The following is a 17,416-nucleotide window of genomic DNA, read 5'->3' as shown; positions in this document are numbered from 1 at the left end:
TGGCGTCCCCTAGGGGACTCGAACCCCTGTTACCGCCGTGAAAGGGCGGTGTCCTAGGCCACTAGACGAAGGGGACGCAGCCCGGAACCTACATCTTTTGTCCGGCTTCCGGTGCGTCGCGTGAGGTCTGCTCCGGAAGTGGTGCGCATTCTATTGGCGCTTTCGAAAGTCGTCAACACCCGAATAAAACTTTTTTTAAATCAATGACTTCTGGTTAAAAAAACACCAGCCGCATATTTTTGCGATCACAGCTATCCCGCGCCCAAGGCAGAAAGATGGACGACTCAACCCAAACGCCTCACTCAAGCCGCCTCATCGATAGCCGATAGCTTGATAGCAAGACGGCAAGCCTTGAGCCCACCAATGGGTCGCACCCTCCACTACCGCTTATGTAGTAGCAAAAAAATGCGCCCCGTAAGCCAGATACATTAACCTAAGGCAACTAGCCATCAATTGAGGAGTCCGCGTTGTCCACTCTCATGATCACAGCTCTGGTTCTCGGCGCCCTGTTTATCATTATCATCCTGGTCTACGTCAGCCAGCAGGTCGAGTATCGGAAGCTTGAGAAGGCACGCCGTAAAGCCGAGCTCACCGAGCGTATACGCCGCTGCGCTGACCTGAGTGAAATTCTGCCCGGCCAGATGATGACGCCCGCGCTCAAGTTGATGATGAGTCTGGTAGAGCTGAAGCTCAGCCTTCGGCTACAGCCCATGGACCCTGACAACCAGACGCTGAGCGAGCGCATAGAAGAATTGGAAATACTGATTGGCCAGGGGGATAGCATCACGGTACGTAATCCCCCGCAGCAGATCCTCAATGAAAACAAGGCCAAGGAAGTGCGGTTTTTGCTTGAGGGCCTACACGGAATGATCTCCCGCGCGGCTAAGGAAAATCTACTGAGCATCAGTGAGGCGCGCCATTGGGTGGGTGAGGTTCGCCATATGTTGGTGCAATTGCACATCGATTTTTTCACCAACATCGGCGTGCAACTGCTGCAGCACGACAAGCCCCGCCAAGCCCGCCTGGCCTTCGAGCGCGCCGTGCAGTTCCTGCGCAAGCAGACCGACCAGGATCGTTACCGCACCGAACTGCGCACCCTGGCCCAGCACTTGGCACACGCCAATGACCTCGCACTGGAGCGCGAGCCAACCGTTGAGAAGCCGGATGAATTGACCGTCGGCCTGAGTCAGGAAGAAATCGACGACCCGTGGAAGAAGAAGCAAGTCTACGACTAAATAGGCCATTGCTCCCGTTTCGCTGCACCACGTTGCCGGGCCAGTACTGCAGCTCGCATCCATTAAGGAATGGTGCGCCCTTCCGCTGCCTCTTCCTCGGTGCGTCCATCACGGATGCGGTACAAGCGCTTGAAGGTCGGAATGATCTTCTCATCGTGAGTTACCACGATCACCGCCGTTTCATACTGCCGTGCCATCTGCTGAAGGATACGCATCACCGCCATCGCCCGCTCACTATCAAGTGGCGCGGTCGGCTCGTCAGCCAGAATCACCGGTGGACGGTTGATCAGCGCGCGGGCAATCGACACACGCTGTTGCTCGCCCCCAGACAGTTGCGACGGCATGGCCCTGGCCCGATGAGCCACATCCCCGTTGGTTCGAGGACAAACACGACAAGGTCAGCACGGAAAAATTCCAGCGAGAGTCGGTCGGCGGCCCAGCCAACTGCGTCGCCTGCCACCGCGATGCAGAACGCGGCGACTTTGACGACGACCGGGTAAAAATCCCCCGGTGACATAAACAAGGGAACATTTTCCGAGCGCGGGACGTTCAATGCACAGTCTCCCGTATTCCGGCCAGCGAGCATGCATGAACAACCCCGACGACGAACTTGTCCGCCAGGCGCAATCCGGCGATCGACAGGCTTTCGGCACCCTGGTACGGCGCCACCAGGCGCGAGTATTTCACTTCGTCCGGCGCCTGCAGGGCGGCGGCGACGAGGCCCTGGACATCAGTCAGGAAACCTTTCTCAAGGCCTGGCTGGCGCTGGAGCGCTGGCGCCCCGAGGCCCGCTTTCACACCTGGCTGCTGCAGATCGCCCGCAACACCACGATCGACGCGCTGCGCCGTCGTCAACGCCAGCCGCTGGAACCCCTGGAGAGCGACGACCTGCTGATCGCTCCCTGCGCCTCGCCCCTGCGCCACCTGGAAAACACCCAGCGCCTCACGCATCTGGAACAGCACCTGGCGCACCTGGCGCTGGAACACCGCGAAATACTGCTGCTGCGCGAGGTCGAGGGGCTGTCCTACATCGAACTGGCCGAAACCCTGGGCATCAGCGAGGGCACGGTCAAATCACGTCTGGCCAGGGCGCGCGAAGCCCTGCTGGCGCGTTACCGTCACGCAACGGGGGGGACTCCCGCATGACTGATCACCCAGACATGACAACGCTTTCGGTCTATCTGGACGGTGAACTGGATGCCGCGCACACCGCGCGTACTGCCCGGCACCTGGCCGACTGTCCGCAATGCCGGGCGCTGCTGAACGAACTGCACACCCTGAGCCTCAGCCTGCAGGCCCTGGCCATCGACGCACCGCCAGTCGATATCAGCGCGCGCCTCGACAGCCTGCTGGCCAGCCAGCCACCGCGCAGGATTCGTCCCGACTGGCGCCAGCGCCTGCCGGCAGCCTTCGGCGCCGCGGCGTCGATCATGCTCGGCCTGTTTCTCGGCACGGCCCTGCAACCTGCCCCCGCCACCGCCATCCCGGCCGAGGCCAGTATCCTCGCCGTGCTGGGCAGTGCTCCACCGGGCGCACTCTGCACGCGCCCCGAACTGTGTTTTCTGAAGGAAAATCGGCAATGAGCCCCTCCACACTCCGCAGCGCCCTGGCGTTTTCCGTACTGATCAACCTTGGCGTACTCGCCGCCCTTGGCTGGCAGAAACTCGCCTCGGACGGTCTGCCGAAGCCTTCCGGTGCGCAGACCACCCTGTCCCGCGAGCTGCAACTTAGCCCGGGACAGCTGCAGCGCTGGCATGATGCCGAGGCGCCGTTTCTGGCGCTGCTGCACGCCTCCGGCGCCGACATTCAAAAACACCGCGACGAACTGATCCAGGCCATCTTCAGCGGCGACGTCGACCGCGCCCGCATCGACCGCGCGCAAGCCAGCATTGCCGACCTGCAAAACCGCCAGCAACAGCTGGTCATTGAACAATTGCTGCGCGAACGGGACATCCTCGATGCCCAGCAACGCGAGAAACTCGCTCAATTGCTGATGCAAGACCCCATTGGCCCGTCCGGTTTCGAACGCATGCACCGCGAATGACATAAATAAAACGACGCCGGATGGAACATATTCCAACCGGCGTCGTTTCATGCAGTAGAACCCGCCGTAACGGCGGCTCCTACCCTCTCACTGGAGTTTTGACATGTCCTTTACGTCTCGCGGTTTGCTTCTCACCCTGGCCCTCGGCTCCCTATCACTGGGCATTACCGGCAGCGCCCTGGCCGCCACCGCGCAAGACCATGACCATGGCCACGCCCAACATGGGCTGCAGCTCAACGCCGGGCAGAAATGGGCCACCGATGCGCCGCTGCGCAAAGCCATGGGCGAGCTGAGCGACACCCTGCGCGACGCTCTGCCGGCGATCCATGAAAATACCCTCGCCGACGCGGGCTACGTCAAGCTGTCTGAACAGGTCAACGCCCAGGTCGCCTACATGGTGGAGAACTGCGCGCTGCCGCCCGAAGCCGATGCGCAACTGCACGTGATCATTGCCGCCATGCTCGACGGCGCCGAGAGCATGGCCGGCAAGGTGCCTTCCGAAACCCGTAGGGCCGGTGCGGTCAAACTGCTCGGTGCGATCGACAACTACGGTACGTACTTCGCCGACCCGGGCTTCAAGCCGATCAAGTACTAGTCCGCCCAGGCAGCTTCTGACTTTCCTGCGGAGCAGATGCTCCGCAGGTTTTCCATCGTTCAAGCCTCCAGCAACCGCAAGCCCACCCATTGCCGGGCGAATTGATATGCGCAACGGCCATTACGATTGCCGCGCGCCAACGCCCAGCGGATCGCAGCCTTTTCCAGCTCATCGTTCCATTCCCACTCCAGATCGGCCTGCCGCGCGACAGCCGTCACCCAATGACGGACCACCGCAAGATAATGCTCCTGGCTAAAGGGGTAAAACGAAAGCCAGAGGCCGAAACGATCGGACAGCGCAATCTTGTCTTCCACGGCCTCATTGGGGTGCAGCTCGCCATCGATCATCTGCCAGTGCTCGTTATCGCTTTGGCGCTCCGGCACCAGATGACGGCGATTGGACGTGGCGTACAGCAGTACATTGTCCGGTGCTCGCTCCAGCGAGCCGTCCAGCACGCTCTTCAGCACGCGATAATCACCCTCCCCAGCCTCGAACGACAGATCGTCGCAGAACAACACGAAGCGCTGCTCGAGTTCGGCCAGTTGCTCGACGATGCGCGGCAGATCGGCCAGATGATCCCGTTCGATTTCGATCAGGCGCAGGCCAGCGCCGGCCTGTTCGGCCAGCAGTGCTCGCACCAGCGACGACTTGCCGGTGCCTCGTGCGCCCCATAGCAACGCATGATTGGCAGGCAGGCCAGCGACAAGTTGGCGGGTATTGCGCGCCAGCTGTTCGCGCTGGGTATCGATCCCGATCAGATCACTGAGACTTAAATCCAGACTCACGTTCAGGGGCAGCAGATAGCCAGTCCGGCCTTCGCGCTGCCAGCGCGCCGCCAGAGTGGTCTGCCAGTCGATCGCCGAACGTATTGCCGGCAACAAGGGTTCGAGGCGTTGCATGAAGTCATCGACACGCTCAAGCATGCCAGTCAATCGAGAATCCAAAATGCTCTCCGAAAGTCAACCAGGCACGCGGGCTGCCTGGGCAATGAGATATGCTTGCCCGCGCATGGAACAAGGCCGTTATGCCACGATGGAAATACCGCTAACCAATCGCCTGTCATTCAAACAGGCACATTTCACACTGCTCGTGGCGATTGTGCTCGGGACACTGCTCAGCTTATGGCAAATCGCCTTCGATTATGCCGAACAAGAGCCGCGTATCAATCGTGAAATCACCGCGCTGCTGGAGATCAGTCGCAACCCGGCGGCACGCGTGGCGTACAACATCGATGCCGAACTGGCCCGCGAGCTGACTCAAGGATTGATCCAGTCGGCGGCGGTGGTCCGCGCCAGCCTGATCGACAACCATGGTCGTCCGTTGGCACAAGCCAGCCGTGCGGCGGTCACGGATGACTATCGCTGGCTCAGCGATTATCTGTTCGGCGCCCGCCGGCAATTCGAAACCGCCCTGTTCGTCGAGCACGCCCCCCAGGAAAACATCGGCACCCTGCACCTTGAGGTTGATACCTTCGCCTTCGGCAGCGACTTTTTGCAGCGCAGCCTGGTCACCCTGATTTCAGGATTTGCCCGCAACTTGTTGATAGCAATGATTTTGCTGGTGGGCTTTTACATCATGCTGACCAAACCGCTGATATCGCTGATTCGCGCGCTCAGCGAACGCGACCCGCTGATTGATCAGCACAAGCTCAACTACCCTGCCAACCACGAGCGCGACGAAATTGGCGTACTTGTCGATGTCACGAATCAGCAACTGCAACTCACCGCATTGGAAATCCAGCAGCGCTGCAACGCCGAAGATCGCCTAACCCAGTATCTGAGCGAGCTGGAGAAGATCGTTTCCACACGCACCGCCGAGTTGGAGGCTGCCAATACCCGCCTCCTGCAGTCCAACCGGGAATTGGAAAACGCCCGGCGCACTGCCTTGGAAATGGCCCAGTCCCGCTCCGCCTTTCTTGCCAACATGAGCCATGAAATCCGCACGCCGCTCAATGGCTTGCTGGGCATGCTTTCTTTGTCTCTGGACGGCCAACTGAGCGTCGAGCAGCACCAGCAACTGTCCATCGCCCACGACTCAGGCAAGGTATTGGTCGAGTTGCTCAACGACATACTCGACCTGTCCAAATTCGATGCCGGACAACTGGAGCTGGAACAGATCCCCTTCGACATCGGCACGCTGATCGAGGATACCGCCAGCCTGCTCTCGCAGAACTCCGCGCCCGGTGTGGAGCTGACGTGCCTGATCAGTCCGAATCTACCTGCGCAGGTCATGGGCGACCCCATGCGAGTCCGGCAGATAATCTCTAACCTGCTGTCCAACGCACTGAAATTCACTCGTTTTGGCCGTGTCGATGTGCGCGTCGAAACCCACTCCAATGGGCTTTCCATTCGGGTTCGCGACACCGGCATCGGCATTCCAGCCGAAGCTCAGGCACGGGTTTTCCAGCCCTTTACACAAGGCAATGCCGCCATCTCACGTCAGTATGGGGGGACCGGCCTGGGACTGGCGCTGACCCGTCGCCTGTGTGAAGCGATGCAGGGACGGCTTGAACTTCACTCGCGGGAAGATTACGGCAGCGAATTCACCGCCTGGCTGCCGTTACCCCATGCGGGGCACATCCTCGAGCGTCCCCCGTTGCACGGCAAGATCATCGCCTGGACCCCCGCAAGCAGTGGCTTGAGCGAACTCCTGGCCACCTGGCTACCTCGTTGGGGTCTCGACTATCGACGTCTGGACCGTGACGAGGGTCTTGCCCAGCATTCAGCCGCCTTGCTGATTACCGACAGCCCCGAATGCCTGTTCAGCCTGCGTCCGCAGATCACCACGCCGATTCTGCTGGTCGCCGCATACGGCAGCTTCTTGCCAGCAGAGCAGGCCGATGCATTGATGCCTCTGGAGCAACTCGCTCGCCCGCTCTCGCGTACTGCGCTCTATCAGGCTATTTCGCACCTGCTGGGCTCGCAGAAAAAGAACGTGGGCGAGGCGTCGCTCCAGCCGCAAGTCAGCCAACGCAAGGCTCGCGTACTTCTGGTGGAGGACAACGCAGTCAATCAGTTGGTTGCCAAAGGCATGCTGAGTAAACTGGGTTGCGAGGTGATCACAGCAGCCCATGGCCGCGAGGCGTTGGACTGCCTGGGAGGACAGGCAATGGACCTGGTGCTGATGGATTGCAACATGCCGGTCATGAACGGCTATGAAGCCTGCCAGCGAATACGCCGCAGCGGACGCTGGCCGAACCTGCCAATTATTGCGCTGACCGCCAATGCCTTGCCTGAAGAACGTGATCGATGCCTGGAAGCGGGCATGGATGACTACTTGGCCAAACCTTTCCATCGCGAAGAGCTGACGGAGCTGATCAACCGGTGGTTACCCAGACCGTGAGTAACCACCGCTCCAGTGGCAGTTTCATTCGATGCGTCACTCCAACAGCGCTTCGATTTCGCCCTGCAATGCTTCCGGTTTGGTGGTTGGCGCAAAACGCTTGATGGATTGGCCATCGGCGCTAAGCAGAAACTTGGTGAAATTCCATTTGATGCGCTGACTGCCAAGCAGGCCTGGCGCTTGGCGCTTCAAATGCGCATAAAGCGGGTGCGTACCAGCACCATTGACCTCGATCTTGCGAAACAACGGAAAACTGACTCCGAAATTCAGCTCGCAGAACGTCGCGATTTCGCTTTCGCTACCCGGCTCCTGCTTGCCGAACTGGTTGCAGGGAAACCCCAGCACCACCAGACCGCGGTCCTTGTAACGCTGCCAGAGACGTTCCAGCCCTTGATATTGCGGCGTAAAACCGCATTGGCTAGCGGTATTGACCACCAGGACTGCCTTGGCTTCGAAGTCAGCCAGAGTTTTCTGCTGGCCGTCCAGCGTGATCAGGGGAACCTGGAAAAGCGCATTGCTCATGAATAATCCCTTGTCTTCTCGGACCCCAAGGCCCGGTATTCCTGTGGTAGATGGTACAGCAGGTCATGCACGCAGCGGCGACAGCACGCAAGTCCTGCTCACCGCGCCGCTGCTTATTCATTCCGTCCTGGGTACCAGCTTCAGTGAAGCGGAGTTGATGCAATAGCGCAGCCCGGTCGGGCGTGGGCCGTCCGGAAACACGTGACCCAGGTGCGCATCGCAGCGGGCACAACGCACCTCGATGCGCTGCATGCCATGGCTGAAGTCTTCCTTCTCAGCGATCACTTGCTCATCGACGGGCTGAAAGTAACTGGGCCAGCCACAGCCTGAGTCATATTTGGCCTCCGAGTCGAATAATGGTGTAGCGCAACAGGCGCACAGATAAACACCTGGCGTCTTGGTCGCATAGTACTCACCGGTGAAGGCGCGTTCTGTGCCGCCCAGCCGGCAAATCTCGAATTGCTCGGCAGAAAGCGCTTCGCGCCATTCTTCAAGGGGTTTTTCAAGCTTGTCCATGAACTACTCCTGCGGAAAAGCCGGCCCGGTGCCTTTCCCCGGTCACGGGCCGGACGTATCATGCGTGGCTTTCAACTGCCAGTCTGGCAGCCGCCCCCGGCGCTGCCAAGGCGTATCCTCGCGGCACTTCTATTCGGGACAACCAGGATCATGCAGGTTAGTAAATCGAACAAGCTCGCCAACGTGTGCTACGACATTCGCGGACCGGTGCTCAAGCACGCCAAGCGCCTGGAGGACGAAGGTCAGCGCATCCTCAAGCTGAACATCGGCAACCCGGCACCGTTCGGTTTCGAAGCCCCGGAGGAAATTCTCCAGGACGTCATTCGCAACTTGCCCACCGCTCAGGGCTACAGCGACTCCAAAGGCCTGTTCAGCGCCCGCAAGGCGGTGATGCAGTATTACCAGCAGAAGCAGGTCGAAGGCGTGGGCATTGAGGACATCTACCTCGGCAACGGTGTCTCCGAGTTGATCATGATGTCCATGCAGGCGCTGCTCAACAACGGCGATGAAGTGCTGCTGCCAGCGCCCGACTATCCTCTCTGGACCGCCGCCGTAAGCCTGGCCGGCGGCAAGCCAGTGCATTATCTGTGCGATGAAAAGGCCGGCTGGTTCCCCGACCTGGCGGACATGAAGGCCAAGATCACGCCCAATACCAAAGCCCTGGTGCTGATCAACCCAAACAACCCGACCGGCGCCGTGTATTCCAAGGAGTGCCTGGAAGCCATCGTCGAGCTGGCGCGACAGCACAAGCTGATCCTGTTCTCCGACGAAATCTACGACAAGATCCTGTATGACGAGGCGCAGCATATCGCCACCGGCTCGCTGGCCCCGGATGTGCTGTGCCTGACCTTCAACGGCCTCTCCAAATCTTACCGGGTCGCCGGTTTCCGCTCCGGCTGGATCGCCATCAGCGGTCCAAAGCACCTGGCCAAGGGCTATATCGAAGGCCTGGACATGCTGGCCAACATGCGCCTGTGCGCCAACGTACCCGCCCAGCACGCCATCCAGACCGCTCTGGGCGGCTATCAGAGCATCAACGACCTGGTGCTGCCGCAAGGCCGACTGCTGGAACAGCGCAACCGTGCCTGGGAGCTGCTCAACGATATTCCCGGTATTAGCTGCGTGAAACCGATGGGCGCGCTCTATGCCTTCCCGCGTATCGACCCCAAGATCTGCCCGATTCACAACGACGAGAAGTTCGTGCTCGATCTGTTGCTGTCGGAAAAGCTCCTCGTGGTTCAAGGAACCGCCTTCAATTGGCCATGGCCGGACCACTTCCGCGTGGTCACCCTGCCTCGCGTGGATGATCTGGACATGGCGATTCGGCGCATCGGCAATTTCATGAAGACTTACCGTCAGTAATGGATCTGCAGATCGACGATTTCCACCACGACGCGGCGGCAGGCCTGGCACGGCTGTACCAGGCTTTCCCACGCAAAGTGGCCCTGTATATCGAGGACTTGATCGGTCGCGAGGAACCGGATGAGTTCGGGCTGCCCAGCATCCGCCATCAGAGTTGTCTGAGTGCGCTGCTGTGGCTGGCTGATGAAGGCTACATTCGCTACGACGCCTTGATACGCTTCGAGGCCCTGGACCAGGCCGTGCTGACCGAAAAAGCCTTCGTGCGCCTGAGCCGTGTCCTATCCCCGTTGGACTCATCCCTCACCGATCTGCCCGCCAGCATTCGTCGCAGCCGGGCGAGCCTGGCCAACCAACTGCGTGAAGCCTTCAGCGAACGCGACGGCGAGCGCCTGGCGTTGCTGTTGGGCGAACTACTGGGTCAGCACTAACCATGGCTGTTTGTTCCACACACCGAACGCAAGGGACACAGTTTGCAATAGTCCCTCGGTTGAATACCAACGAAGCGCCCCTTATATAACCGAGGCTTTCGTCTTATTTCCCGTTTTGGAGTCCGCCGCACATGATGCGCATTTTCCTGTTCCTGGCCACCAACCTTGCTGTCCTGGTGATTGCCAGCATCACCCTAAAACTACTCGGGGTTGATCGTTTCACGGGGCAAAATTACGGCAGCCTGCTGGTTTTCTGCGCCGTGTTCGGCTTTGCCGGCTCGCTGATTTCGCTGTTCATTTCCAAATGGATGGCGAAGATGAGCACCGGCACGCAAATCATCAGCCAGCCGCAAACCCGCCATGAACAATGGTTGCTGCAAACCGTCGAGCAACTGTCCCGCGACGCCGGTATCAAAATGCCGGAAGTCGGTATTTTTCCGGCCTACGAGGCCAATGCCTTCGCCACTGGCTGGAACAGGAACGATGCGCTGGTCGCCGTCAGCCAGGGCTTGCTGGAGCGTTTTTCCCCGGATGAGGTTCGCGCCGTACTTGCGCATGAGATCGGCCACGTGGCCAATGGCGACATGGTCACCCTGGCGCTGATCCAGGGTGTGGTGAACACCTTCGTGATGTTTTTCGCGCGCATCTTCGGCAACTTCGTCGACAAAGTCATACTCAAGAACGAAGAAGGCCACGGCATCGGTTACTTCATCGCGACCATCTTCGCTGAACTGGTTCTGGGCATCCTGGCCAGCATCATCGTCATGTGGTTCTCGCGTAAGCGTGAATTCAAAGCCGACGAAGCGGGCGCACGCCTTGCCGGTACCAGCGCCATGATCGGCGCCCTGCAGCGCCTGCGCGCCGAATCTCAAGTTCCGGTGCAAATGCCTGACAGCCTGACTGCGTTCGGCATCAATGGCGGCCTCAAGAACGGCTTGGCCGGCCTGCTGATGACTCACCCTCCACTGGAAGATCGCATCGAGGCGCTGCGCCGCCTGCGCTGATCAGAACCCTCGACAAAAAAATCCCTGGCGGAAGTCTCTTCCCCAGGGATTTTTTTCATTCATCCGCAAAAGCCAACTCGCCGCTCCGCCTAAACGCTTTTTTTGATCTGCGCTACAGTGAGGGCGTTTCGAGGAAATGCCATGCGCCCATTATTGATGCTTACCCTGACCGCCCTCTTGGCTCTTGCTGGCTGCCAAAGTGCCTATTATGCCGCCATGGAAAAAGCCGGCGTGCACAAGCGGGATATTCTGGTCGACCGCGTGGAAGCAGCCCGCGACAGCCAGCAGGAAGCCAAAGAGCAGTTCAAGGATGCGCTTGAACGCTACCGCAGTGTGGTGCAGGTGCAAGGGGGCGAACTGGAAGAACGCTACCAGGCGTTGAACAAGGAATACCTGGCCAGCGAAGCCAGCGCCAAGGAGGTACGCGCACGCATCGAAGCTATCGAGGATGTTGCTGAAGCGTTGTTCGCCGAATGGGAAAGCGAACTTAAGCTGTACAGCAACGCCAGCCTGCGCGCCAGCAGTGCTGCGGAGCTGAAACGCACCCGTGCCGAGTACAGAGTACTTCTGCAGCACATGCAGTCAGCCGAACGGCGTATCGAACCCGTCCTCAGCGTGTTGCGCGATCAGGTACTGTTCCTCAAGCACAACCTCAATGCCCGCGCCATTAACGCACTGAAAGGCGAATACCAGAGCCTGCAAGGCAACGTCGATCAACTGCTGCGCGACATGCAGCGCGCCATAGACGAGGCTGACAACTTTGTGCGCCGCCTGCAAAGCAAGTGATGCAGTTAAAGCAGGCCCGCCACGCTCCGCTCTCCAACCCACTAGATACTCCCTTGCCACGACACCCAGCGGCTGTCTCGACTTACCTACCCTGCCTTGCCCCAGGCTACCCCCCTAAACAAGCACAGCACCGTTCGTGGACGCGTCAGAGTACCCAGCGGGCCGGCACTGTTTCATTTACGTAACACTACGAACCTCTCCCATTTGCTCTATCCCACGATTTTGCTATCGCAATGAACACCTGTTTCTTTAATGAAACAGCTAAGTATGGGTACATGTGTTTCATCAACTTAACACGCGCTCACAAGAGCCCCGACTCCATTGCCTCAACCACTTGATTTTACAAAGAAATTTAAGGTAGGCACGCTTTCTGCCAGTGGTGGTATGTCTCGAAGGTAATGCCAAGGAACCCTTCACATGCATGCAACTGGCTCGCGGATCATTCCCGTGCTGACCCTGTCCCTTCTGGCAGTCCTTATCCTCAATACCCAAGCCTATGCCGCTGGTGATGGAGTCATCGTGATTCAGCGTGAGGTACAGCCTCGCGTGGCCTTTCGCCCGACCATGGTTCCCGACCCACATCCGATTACGGCAAACCCCAATGTCTCGTCTCAAGTGAAGTCAATGCTCGACACAGCCGAGCTGAGCGATGGAGATTTCGCTCGAATCCACACCGGCAACCGTATGACCCGCATACTTGTGCCCAATGGGAATTTGCCGGGCTTCAGCACAAGCGGTTCTAATCCGGGCAGCCAAGGAGTTCCTGGACTGAGTGCCGGACATTCTGGCGGTGGCGGCAACAGCATTTCCAATCAAGTAAACCGAGGCGTCCAACAAGGCTTGGCACCTTTGCGCATTCTCACGGGAGATCGCTGAAATGCGGCTCTTGCGCATCGTTCTTGTTCTGTTCCCCTCGTTGGCCTGGGCCGTTGAGCCGGCAAATGTTCAGACAACGGCGCAAATCCAGGACAGTGGAGTGGGGAGCGCCGGCCTGATATCCATCAATACCGCCGCCGGCCAGGACCACCAGCAGATCAATGCGCGGGCCATCGCCATAGGCGAGCACGCCACGGCGCAACTGATACTGCAGCAAAAACTCATGATGGAATCACTGAGCTCTGCAGTGGATGCGCACTCGGAAATCCTCGGTGCCTCGTTCAGCCAGAGCAATGGGCTGATCGGCGTCAATCAAGCTGCCGGCGCCGGCAACCAACAGATCAACGCCTACCGGCTACGCCTCGGCGCCCCCGGTCAGGCCCTCGATGACAGTGTGCTCTCACAGCAGAACGTGGCGGCACCTGCAAACCTCTCCGGCTCAACTCATGACGCTAAAGGCACTCGCGCGGTGATTACCGACAACCGCGCGTTTACCGGAAGTCGCGGCGTGGTGCAGTTGAATCAGAGCGCTGGGGTAGGCAACCGCTCGGTTAACAACCTCAGCTTTACCGTTGTGGATTAATTCTTGGCAGCCATGAATCAAACACGCATCCGCAGGAGAGACACCATGAAAGCGACGTGGACAATCAAACCTCTGGCATTTGCCATTGCGGCAGGGCTGGCGTTCTCAGCACAGGCACAAGAAGTTCCCCCTCCCCTCAATCCGGACTCCGCTGCTGAAGCCACTGTGGACGACACCCAACTCAGTGTCGGCAACGTAGTGTATAACGAAGGCACTCAGAATATCGGCGGCCTGACAGGCTCCGGCAATGATTCGGAAGGTTCTCTCAACGGCGCTGCCGGTAATATAGGGGTCAATATCGCGGCTGGCGATCACAACCAGCAGGCCAATGCCGCCGCGCTGGCAACTGCGGATGAAAGCTTCATCTTCGGTGCCGCCACCGCATCAGTGACCCTGACCCAGGAGCAGCCCGGCCCGAACCTGGTCAACAATTTTTCAACCGGTAACACTGCAACCGTTGACGGCTCGGCTAACAATGCCTCGGGCAATGTCGGCATCAACGTCGCCTCCGGCGTGTTCAACCAGCAGAAGAACGACCTCGCCACAGCAGTTTCGGGCGGCTTCGTCGCGACGGCCACCAATACCACTACGCAAACCTCCATCGGCAATGCAACCAATAACTTTGCAGTGCTGGAAACCGAGGCTACCGCGACGATCGACTTCGACACCGGCAACGTCACAGGCACCTACACGGGAATTTCCGACCAGCGTGGCAATCAGTATCCTGAAGTCTGGACCCCCGGCAACCATGATGGCGGTCTAGAACCTCAGTTCGGTCACATCGATCTCGACGATGAAGTACTCGGCGCTGAAGACGAGCTGGGTAACGGCGGGGCCTTGCTGTTCGATGAAGTAGGCGAGCTTGTTCTTGGTGGGTCCGTCACTGGCAGCATTCCGCTGGTTTCGCTCCAGCAAGCGGTCGTCAACAACGCTACCGTCAGCGGCTCGCTCAACGGCGCGTCGGGCAACGTCGGTCTCAACGTTGCAGCGGGTGCCGGCAACCAGCAAGCCAATTCGCTGGCGATTGCCGCGGGCTGCATGTCTTGCCCTGCGCAATAACCGCCATGTAATCCCCGCTGAACAGGGCTCCGGTCTTCGGAGCCCCTTTATTCGCGACAGGATTTTTCTATGCGCCTGCTTGTCGTATCGCTGTTGCTGTTCATCTGCCTAGAAGCTCAAGCCACCCGCTTGCCTTTCCCGGTTCTACCGGGCGGGGGCGTAGCCTTCCTGGACGTCACAAGCATTCGCGAGCAACGTTTCAGCAATATCGTTGAACAGAAAACCGATTTCAGCTGCGGTGCCGCCTCTTTAGCGACGGTACTGCGCGAGGCTTACAACCTTGATCTCGATGAACAGGCGGTGATTGAAGGCATGCTGGTAGGAGCCGACCAGGAGCTGGTGCGCTCCCAAGGCTTCTCCATGCTGGACATGAAACGTTATGCCGAAAACCTGGGGATGCGTGCCCGAGGTTACCGTCTTGACCCAGCGGGCCTACAGCAGCTGAAAGTCCCTGTGGTGGTCCTGCAGGAAGTACGTGGCTACAAACATTTCGTTGTGCTGATGCGCAGCGAGGCTGATCGGGTCTATATCGGCGATCCGGTTTTAGGCCATAAGCGCTACACCATGGACGAGTTCGTATCCGGCTGGAACGGCATTATTTTTGCCGTGATCGGACCAGGCTATGACCGCGGAAATGCGCTGCTCGATCCGCCAGAACCGCTTACCGCCAAACATCGCATCAACCAATTTCGTCCCGTCCAGGATGCCGAGCTGATGGAGTTCGGCTTTATTCAGAGCGACTTCTTCTGATGCTGCCGCGGGCAAGAAAGACCTGGAGATCACGATGAACATTTCACGTGCCTTGCTTGGCTGCTGCCTGCTGGCCAGTTTCACCTTGCACGCAGCTCCCGCTTTCAATCCCGTGGAGCTCAGTGATCATGAGCTGGCGCAGCTGCGTGGCCGCTATGTCTTGCCGGGGCATGTCGTGCATTTTGGCATTACCATGACCAGCGCCTGGGAAAACTCCGGCCAGCGTCTAGACGCCTCGGTCAGCTTGCAGGCACAGCAGGGCATGGCTCGCCCTTTAATCACCGTCACCGCGAACGGTAATGGCCAGGGCCCTGCTCCTGCTGCAGGCTCCGGCACCATCATCGGTGGCCAGGGCTTGAACAATGTAGATGGTATCAGCCAGAGCGTACGTACCGCGGGCGACCTCAACACGGCCCGCAATGACCTCAGCATCAATATCAACCGCAATGGTCAGGCACCCGCATTGGATAGATCTGGTACGCCGTTGAATGGCGAATTCTCGGCGCACACCAACCTGGGCAACGCCACGATACAAACCACGCCGAATGGCGGCCTGCAGGTTTCCATCCATGCCAATGGGCAAGGCACCAGTCTGCAACAACTGGGTGGCGGTGGTCTGAGGCAGAGCGCCGATATTGTCAGCTCTAATAACAAGGTGCACAACCTGACCCATCTTGATGTAGTGCTACAGGCAAACCGCACGTCTTTGGACGCTCTCAACTGCAATCTGGATCAACTGCGCGGTCTTCGCCCCATCGGATATTGATCTACGCTTGATCCCACTTAGTCAGACATGGATGCCAGACATGTTTCGTCCGCTACCGCTACGTGGCGCAATCTGCCTCAGCGCCTTGCTACCTGCCTCGATACTACAGGCCAGCACCCAAGCTGAAATCGACATCCTTGAAAAGGAAATCCAAGTATTACGTCAGCAGTACGATTCCTATAAAAAAGAAATGGCGGCCCTTGAACAAGACATCAAACTCGTGACGGAATCAGTCGAGCCGCCTGCTAGCGACCCACCACCAGTGCGCCGCCCTCAACCCAAACCCGCTGCCCAAGCCCAGCCCGAGCCTGCGCAGACACCTCCCGCAGCCGCAATCGCACCGGTTACACCCGTTGCGGCGCAACCCCGCTCCGCTTCGCTAGCCAGCGCTCCACCTGTTAGGCATCCGACACCCGTTGTACAGGCGCCTCCGTCTTCCCCACCTGCGCCGCCCATACAGCCACAGCCCGCAGCTGGACAGACGCAGAACCAAGACACAATCACCGTGGCTCGCCAGTATCCGCCCAGCCGCACGCTGAAGGTTCCGCAAAGCGAAGGGTATGGCGCCGATCTACAGGACGACGCCGCCCCCGTACGCAGCGTGGAAAACCTGTATGACGAAGCGTCGGGCTTTTTCGGCGGTGGTACCTACAGCCTCGAAACCGGGATCACCTACAGCCATTACGAAACGCGCCAACTGATCCTTAACGGATTTCTGGCACTGGACTCGATATTTCTGGGCAATATCAACATTGATCAGATCAGCGCAGATAACTTCACCCTGGATGTTACTGGCCGCTACAACATGAACAACAATTGGCAGGTGGATCTGAACGTCCCCATGCTGTATCGCAACGTCACCTATGAATCAGGTGGGGCGGGCAATGCATCTGTGCAGGTGTCAGGCAGTGATGTCACTACCGGCCCGGAACTGGGTGATGTAAGTGCAGGCGTTTCCTTCAAAATCCTTGATCAGGATGGCAATACACCCGATACGGTATTGAGCCTTCGCGTCAAAGCGCCCACGGGTACTCACCCCTATGGGATCAAACTGATACAGGTCGCCGGCAATGACAGCCTGACTGTGCCCGAAGATATACCGACGGGTAACGGTGTCTGGTCCGTCAGCCCTGGCATTTCCCTCGTGAAAACCGTGGATCCTGCGGTGATTTTTGGCAATCTCTCCTACACCTATAATTTCGAGGAAAGCTTCAGCGATATCAGTGCAAACCAAGGCACCAAACTGGGGGGATCAATAAGGCTGGGCAACTGGTTCCAATATGGCCTGGGGCTGGCGTTTGCACTCAATGAAAAAATGAGTTTGTCGATGTCGTATTCACAATTGATCAGTCAGAAAAGCCGCATCAAACAGGACGGCAGTGGCTGGTACACGGTCGTGGGCAGCGATGCCAATTCCGCTTTTCTCAACTTGGGCATGACTTATTCGGTGAACAATAATCTAGCGATTGTCCCGAACCTATCCCTGGGCCTGACTCCGGATGCTCCCGACTTTACCTTCAGCTTAAAATTTCCCTATTACTTCTGAAC

20 protein-coding genes, 1 tRNA gene and 1 pseudogene are annotated in these 17,416 nt (G+C 58.7%); 17 read left to right on the top strand and 5 right to left on the bottom strand.

Going from position 1 to position 17,416, the window contains the following annotated elements; translation table 11 throughout:
• A tRNA-Glu gene (locus ACTV8E_RS19530) sits at nucleotides 1–76 on the bottom strand.
• Between the two features lie 391 nt (nucleotides 77–467).
• Here ACTV8E_RS19530 and ACTV8E_RS19525 point away from each other — a divergent pair.
• The gene (locus ACTV8E_RS19525; protein ID WP_443200552.1) at nucleotides 468–1,235 is read left to right on the top strand and encodes a hypothetical protein; all 768 of its coding nucleotides are present in this window, start codon (nucleotides 468–470) and stop codon (nucleotides 1,233–1,235) included.
• A 62-nt stretch (nucleotides 1,236–1,297) separates the two neighbouring features.
• Here ACTV8E_RS19525 and ACTV8E_RS19520 read toward each other — a convergent pair whose 3' ends face one another.
• On the bottom strand, nucleotides 1,298–1,579 hold the full coding sequence (locus ACTV8E_RS19520; RefSeq protein WP_443200551.1) for an ATP-binding cassette domain-containing protein: 282 nt from the start codon (nucleotides 1,577–1,579) through the stop codon (nucleotides 1,298–1,300).
• A 38-nt stretch (nucleotides 1,580–1,617) separates the two neighbouring features.
• Between ACTV8E_RS19520 and ACTV8E_RS19515 the strand changes: the two are divergent.
• The 5 genes and pseudogenes from ACTV8E_RS19515 to ACTV8E_RS19495 form a co-directional block, all read left to right on the top strand.
• A pseudogene (locus tag ACTV8E_RS19515) lies at nucleotides 1,618–1,749 on the top strand (hypothetical protein); the annotation flags it as partial.
• 74 nt (nucleotides 1,750–1,823) lie between these two features.
• On the top strand, nucleotides 1,824–2,381 hold the full coding sequence (locus ACTV8E_RS19510) for an RNA polymerase sigma factor (protein ID WP_443200550.1): 558 nt from the start codon (nucleotides 1,824–1,826) through the stop codon (nucleotides 2,379–2,381).
• Nucleotides 2,378–2,818, top strand: a complete 441-nt coding sequence (locus tag ACTV8E_RS19505; protein WP_443200549.1) for an anti-sigma factor family protein — start codon at nucleotides 2,378–2,380, stop codon at nucleotides 2,816–2,818. Before ACTV8E_RS19510 ends, ACTV8E_RS19505 begins: the two co-directional genes overlap by 4 nt.
• Nucleotides 2,815–3,279: a periplasmic heavy metal sensor gene (locus tag ACTV8E_RS19500; protein ID WP_443200548.1), complete on the top strand. Its 465-nt coding sequence runs from the start codon at nucleotides 2,815–2,817 to the stop codon at nucleotides 3,277–3,279. The genes ACTV8E_RS19505 and ACTV8E_RS19500 overlap by 4 nt, the downstream gene beginning before the upstream one ends.
• Before the next feature lie 103 nt (nucleotides 3,280–3,382).
• Nucleotides 3,383–3,874, top strand: coding sequence for a hypothetical protein (locus ACTV8E_RS19495; RefSeq protein WP_443200547.1), 492 nt, complete (start codon nucleotides 3,383–3,385; stop codon nucleotides 3,872–3,874).
• Nucleotides 3,875–3,933: 59 nt separating this feature from the next.
• On the opposite strand, the gene ACTV8E_RS19490 is transcribed toward ACTV8E_RS19495, so the two are convergent.
• Nucleotides 3,934–4,818: an ATP-binding protein gene (locus ACTV8E_RS19490; RefSeq protein WP_443200546.1), complete on the bottom strand. Its 885-nt coding sequence runs from the start codon at nucleotides 4,816–4,818 to the stop codon at nucleotides 3,934–3,936.
• 88 nt (nucleotides 4,819–4,906) lie between these two features.
• Between ACTV8E_RS19490 and ACTV8E_RS19485 the strand changes: the two genes are divergently transcribed.
• Nucleotides 4,907–7,216 carry an ATP-binding protein gene (locus tag ACTV8E_RS19485; protein WP_443200545.1) on the top strand — a complete coding sequence of 770 codons (2,310 nt, stop codon included), beginning with the start codon at nucleotides 4,907–4,909 and terminating at the stop codon, nucleotides 7,214–7,216.
• A gap of 36 nt (nucleotides 7,217–7,252) precedes the next feature.
• Here ACTV8E_RS19485 and ACTV8E_RS19480 read toward each other — a convergent pair whose 3' ends face one another.
• The gene (locus tag ACTV8E_RS19480) at nucleotides 7,253–7,738 is read right to left on the bottom strand and encodes a glutathione peroxidase (RefSeq protein ID WP_251837571.1); all 486 of its coding nucleotides are present in this window, start codon (nucleotides 7,736–7,738) and stop codon (nucleotides 7,253–7,255) included.
• Between the two features lie 117 nt (nucleotides 7,739–7,855).
• Nucleotides 7,856–8,254 (bottom strand): peptide-methionine (R)-S-oxide reductase MsrB, encoded by a 399-nt coding sequence (gene msrB / locus ACTV8E_RS19475; protein ID WP_251837570.1) that lies wholly within the window; start codon nucleotides 8,252–8,254, stop codon nucleotides 7,856–7,858.
• A gap of 150 nt (nucleotides 8,255–8,404) precedes the next feature.
• Here msrB and ACTV8E_RS19470 point away from each other — a divergent pair, with 150 nt between their 5' ends.
• The 10 genes from ACTV8E_RS19470 to ACTV8E_RS19425 all read left to right on the top strand — a co-directional run bounded on the left by ACTV8E_RS19470 (nucleotide 8,405) and on the right by ACTV8E_RS19425 (nucleotide 17,414).
• Entirely contained in the window at nucleotides 8,405–9,616 is a 1,212-nt protein-coding gene (locus tag ACTV8E_RS19470) for a pyridoxal phosphate-dependent aminotransferase (RefSeq protein WP_251837569.1), read from the top strand.
• Complete coding sequence (locus ACTV8E_RS19465) at nucleotides 9,616–10,044, top strand: hypothetical protein (protein ID WP_443200544.1); 429 nt, start codon at nucleotides 9,616–9,618, stop codon at nucleotides 10,042–10,044. The genes ACTV8E_RS19470 and ACTV8E_RS19465 overlap by 1 nt, the downstream gene beginning before the upstream one ends.
• A 131-nt stretch (nucleotides 10,045–10,175) precedes the next feature.
• The gene (htpX, locus tag ACTV8E_RS19460; RefSeq protein WP_251837567.1) at nucleotides 10,176–11,048 is read left to right on the top strand and encodes a protease HtpX; all 873 of its coding nucleotides are present in this window, start codon (nucleotides 10,176–10,178) and stop codon (nucleotides 11,046–11,048) included.
• A 141-nt stretch (nucleotides 11,049–11,189) separates the two neighbouring features.
• Nucleotides 11,190–11,834 carry a DUF2959 domain-containing protein gene (locus ACTV8E_RS19455; RefSeq protein WP_251837566.1) on the top strand — a complete coding sequence of 215 codons (645 nt, stop codon included), beginning with the start codon at nucleotides 11,190–11,192 and terminating at the stop codon, nucleotides 11,832–11,834.
• A 417-nt stretch (nucleotides 11,835–12,251) separates the two neighbouring features.
• Nucleotides 12,252–12,710 carry a hypothetical protein gene (locus ACTV8E_RS19450; RefSeq protein ID WP_251837565.1) on the top strand — a complete coding sequence of 153 codons (459 nt, stop codon included), beginning with the start codon at nucleotides 12,252–12,254 and terminating at the stop codon, nucleotides 12,708–12,710.
• Between the two features lies 1 nt (nucleotide 12,711).
• Nucleotides 12,712–13,293: an adhesin gene (locus tag ACTV8E_RS19445; protein ID WP_251837564.1), complete on the top strand. Its 582-nt coding sequence runs from the start codon at nucleotides 12,712–12,714 to the stop codon at nucleotides 13,291–13,293.
• 45 nt (nucleotides 13,294–13,338) lie between these two features.
• Nucleotides 13,339–14,352, top strand: coding sequence for a hypothetical protein (locus ACTV8E_RS19440; RefSeq protein WP_251837563.1), 1,014 nt, complete (start codon nucleotides 13,339–13,341; stop codon nucleotides 14,350–14,352).
• A gap of 69 nt (nucleotides 14,353–14,421) precedes the next feature.
• Nucleotides 14,422–15,102: a C39 family peptidase gene (locus ACTV8E_RS19435; protein ID WP_443200543.1), complete on the top strand. Its 681-nt coding sequence runs from the start codon at nucleotides 14,422–14,424 to the stop codon at nucleotides 15,100–15,102.
• A gap of 34 nt (nucleotides 15,103–15,136) precedes the next feature.
• Nucleotides 15,137–15,868, top strand: a complete 732-nt coding sequence (locus tag ACTV8E_RS19430; protein WP_443200542.1) for a hypothetical protein — start codon at nucleotides 15,137–15,139, stop codon at nucleotides 15,866–15,868.
• Nucleotides 15,869–15,908: 40 nt separating this feature from the next.
• Nucleotides 15,909–17,414 carry a transporter gene (locus ACTV8E_RS19425; RefSeq protein ID WP_443200541.1) on the top strand — a complete coding sequence of 502 codons (1,506 nt, stop codon included), beginning with the start codon at nucleotides 15,909–15,911 and terminating at the stop codon, nucleotides 17,412–17,414.
• Nucleotides 17,415–17,416 lie beyond the last annotated feature (2 nt).

The sequence above is a fragment of the Pseudomonas sp. B392_1p genome (assembly GCF_052245235.1).
GTDB classification, from domain to species: Bacteria; Pseudomonadota; Gammaproteobacteria; order Pseudomonadales; family Pseudomonadaceae; genus Serpens; species Serpens gallinarum.
Note: the sequence above shows the minus strand (reverse complement) of the source record. Positions and strands in the feature narration are given on the sequence as shown.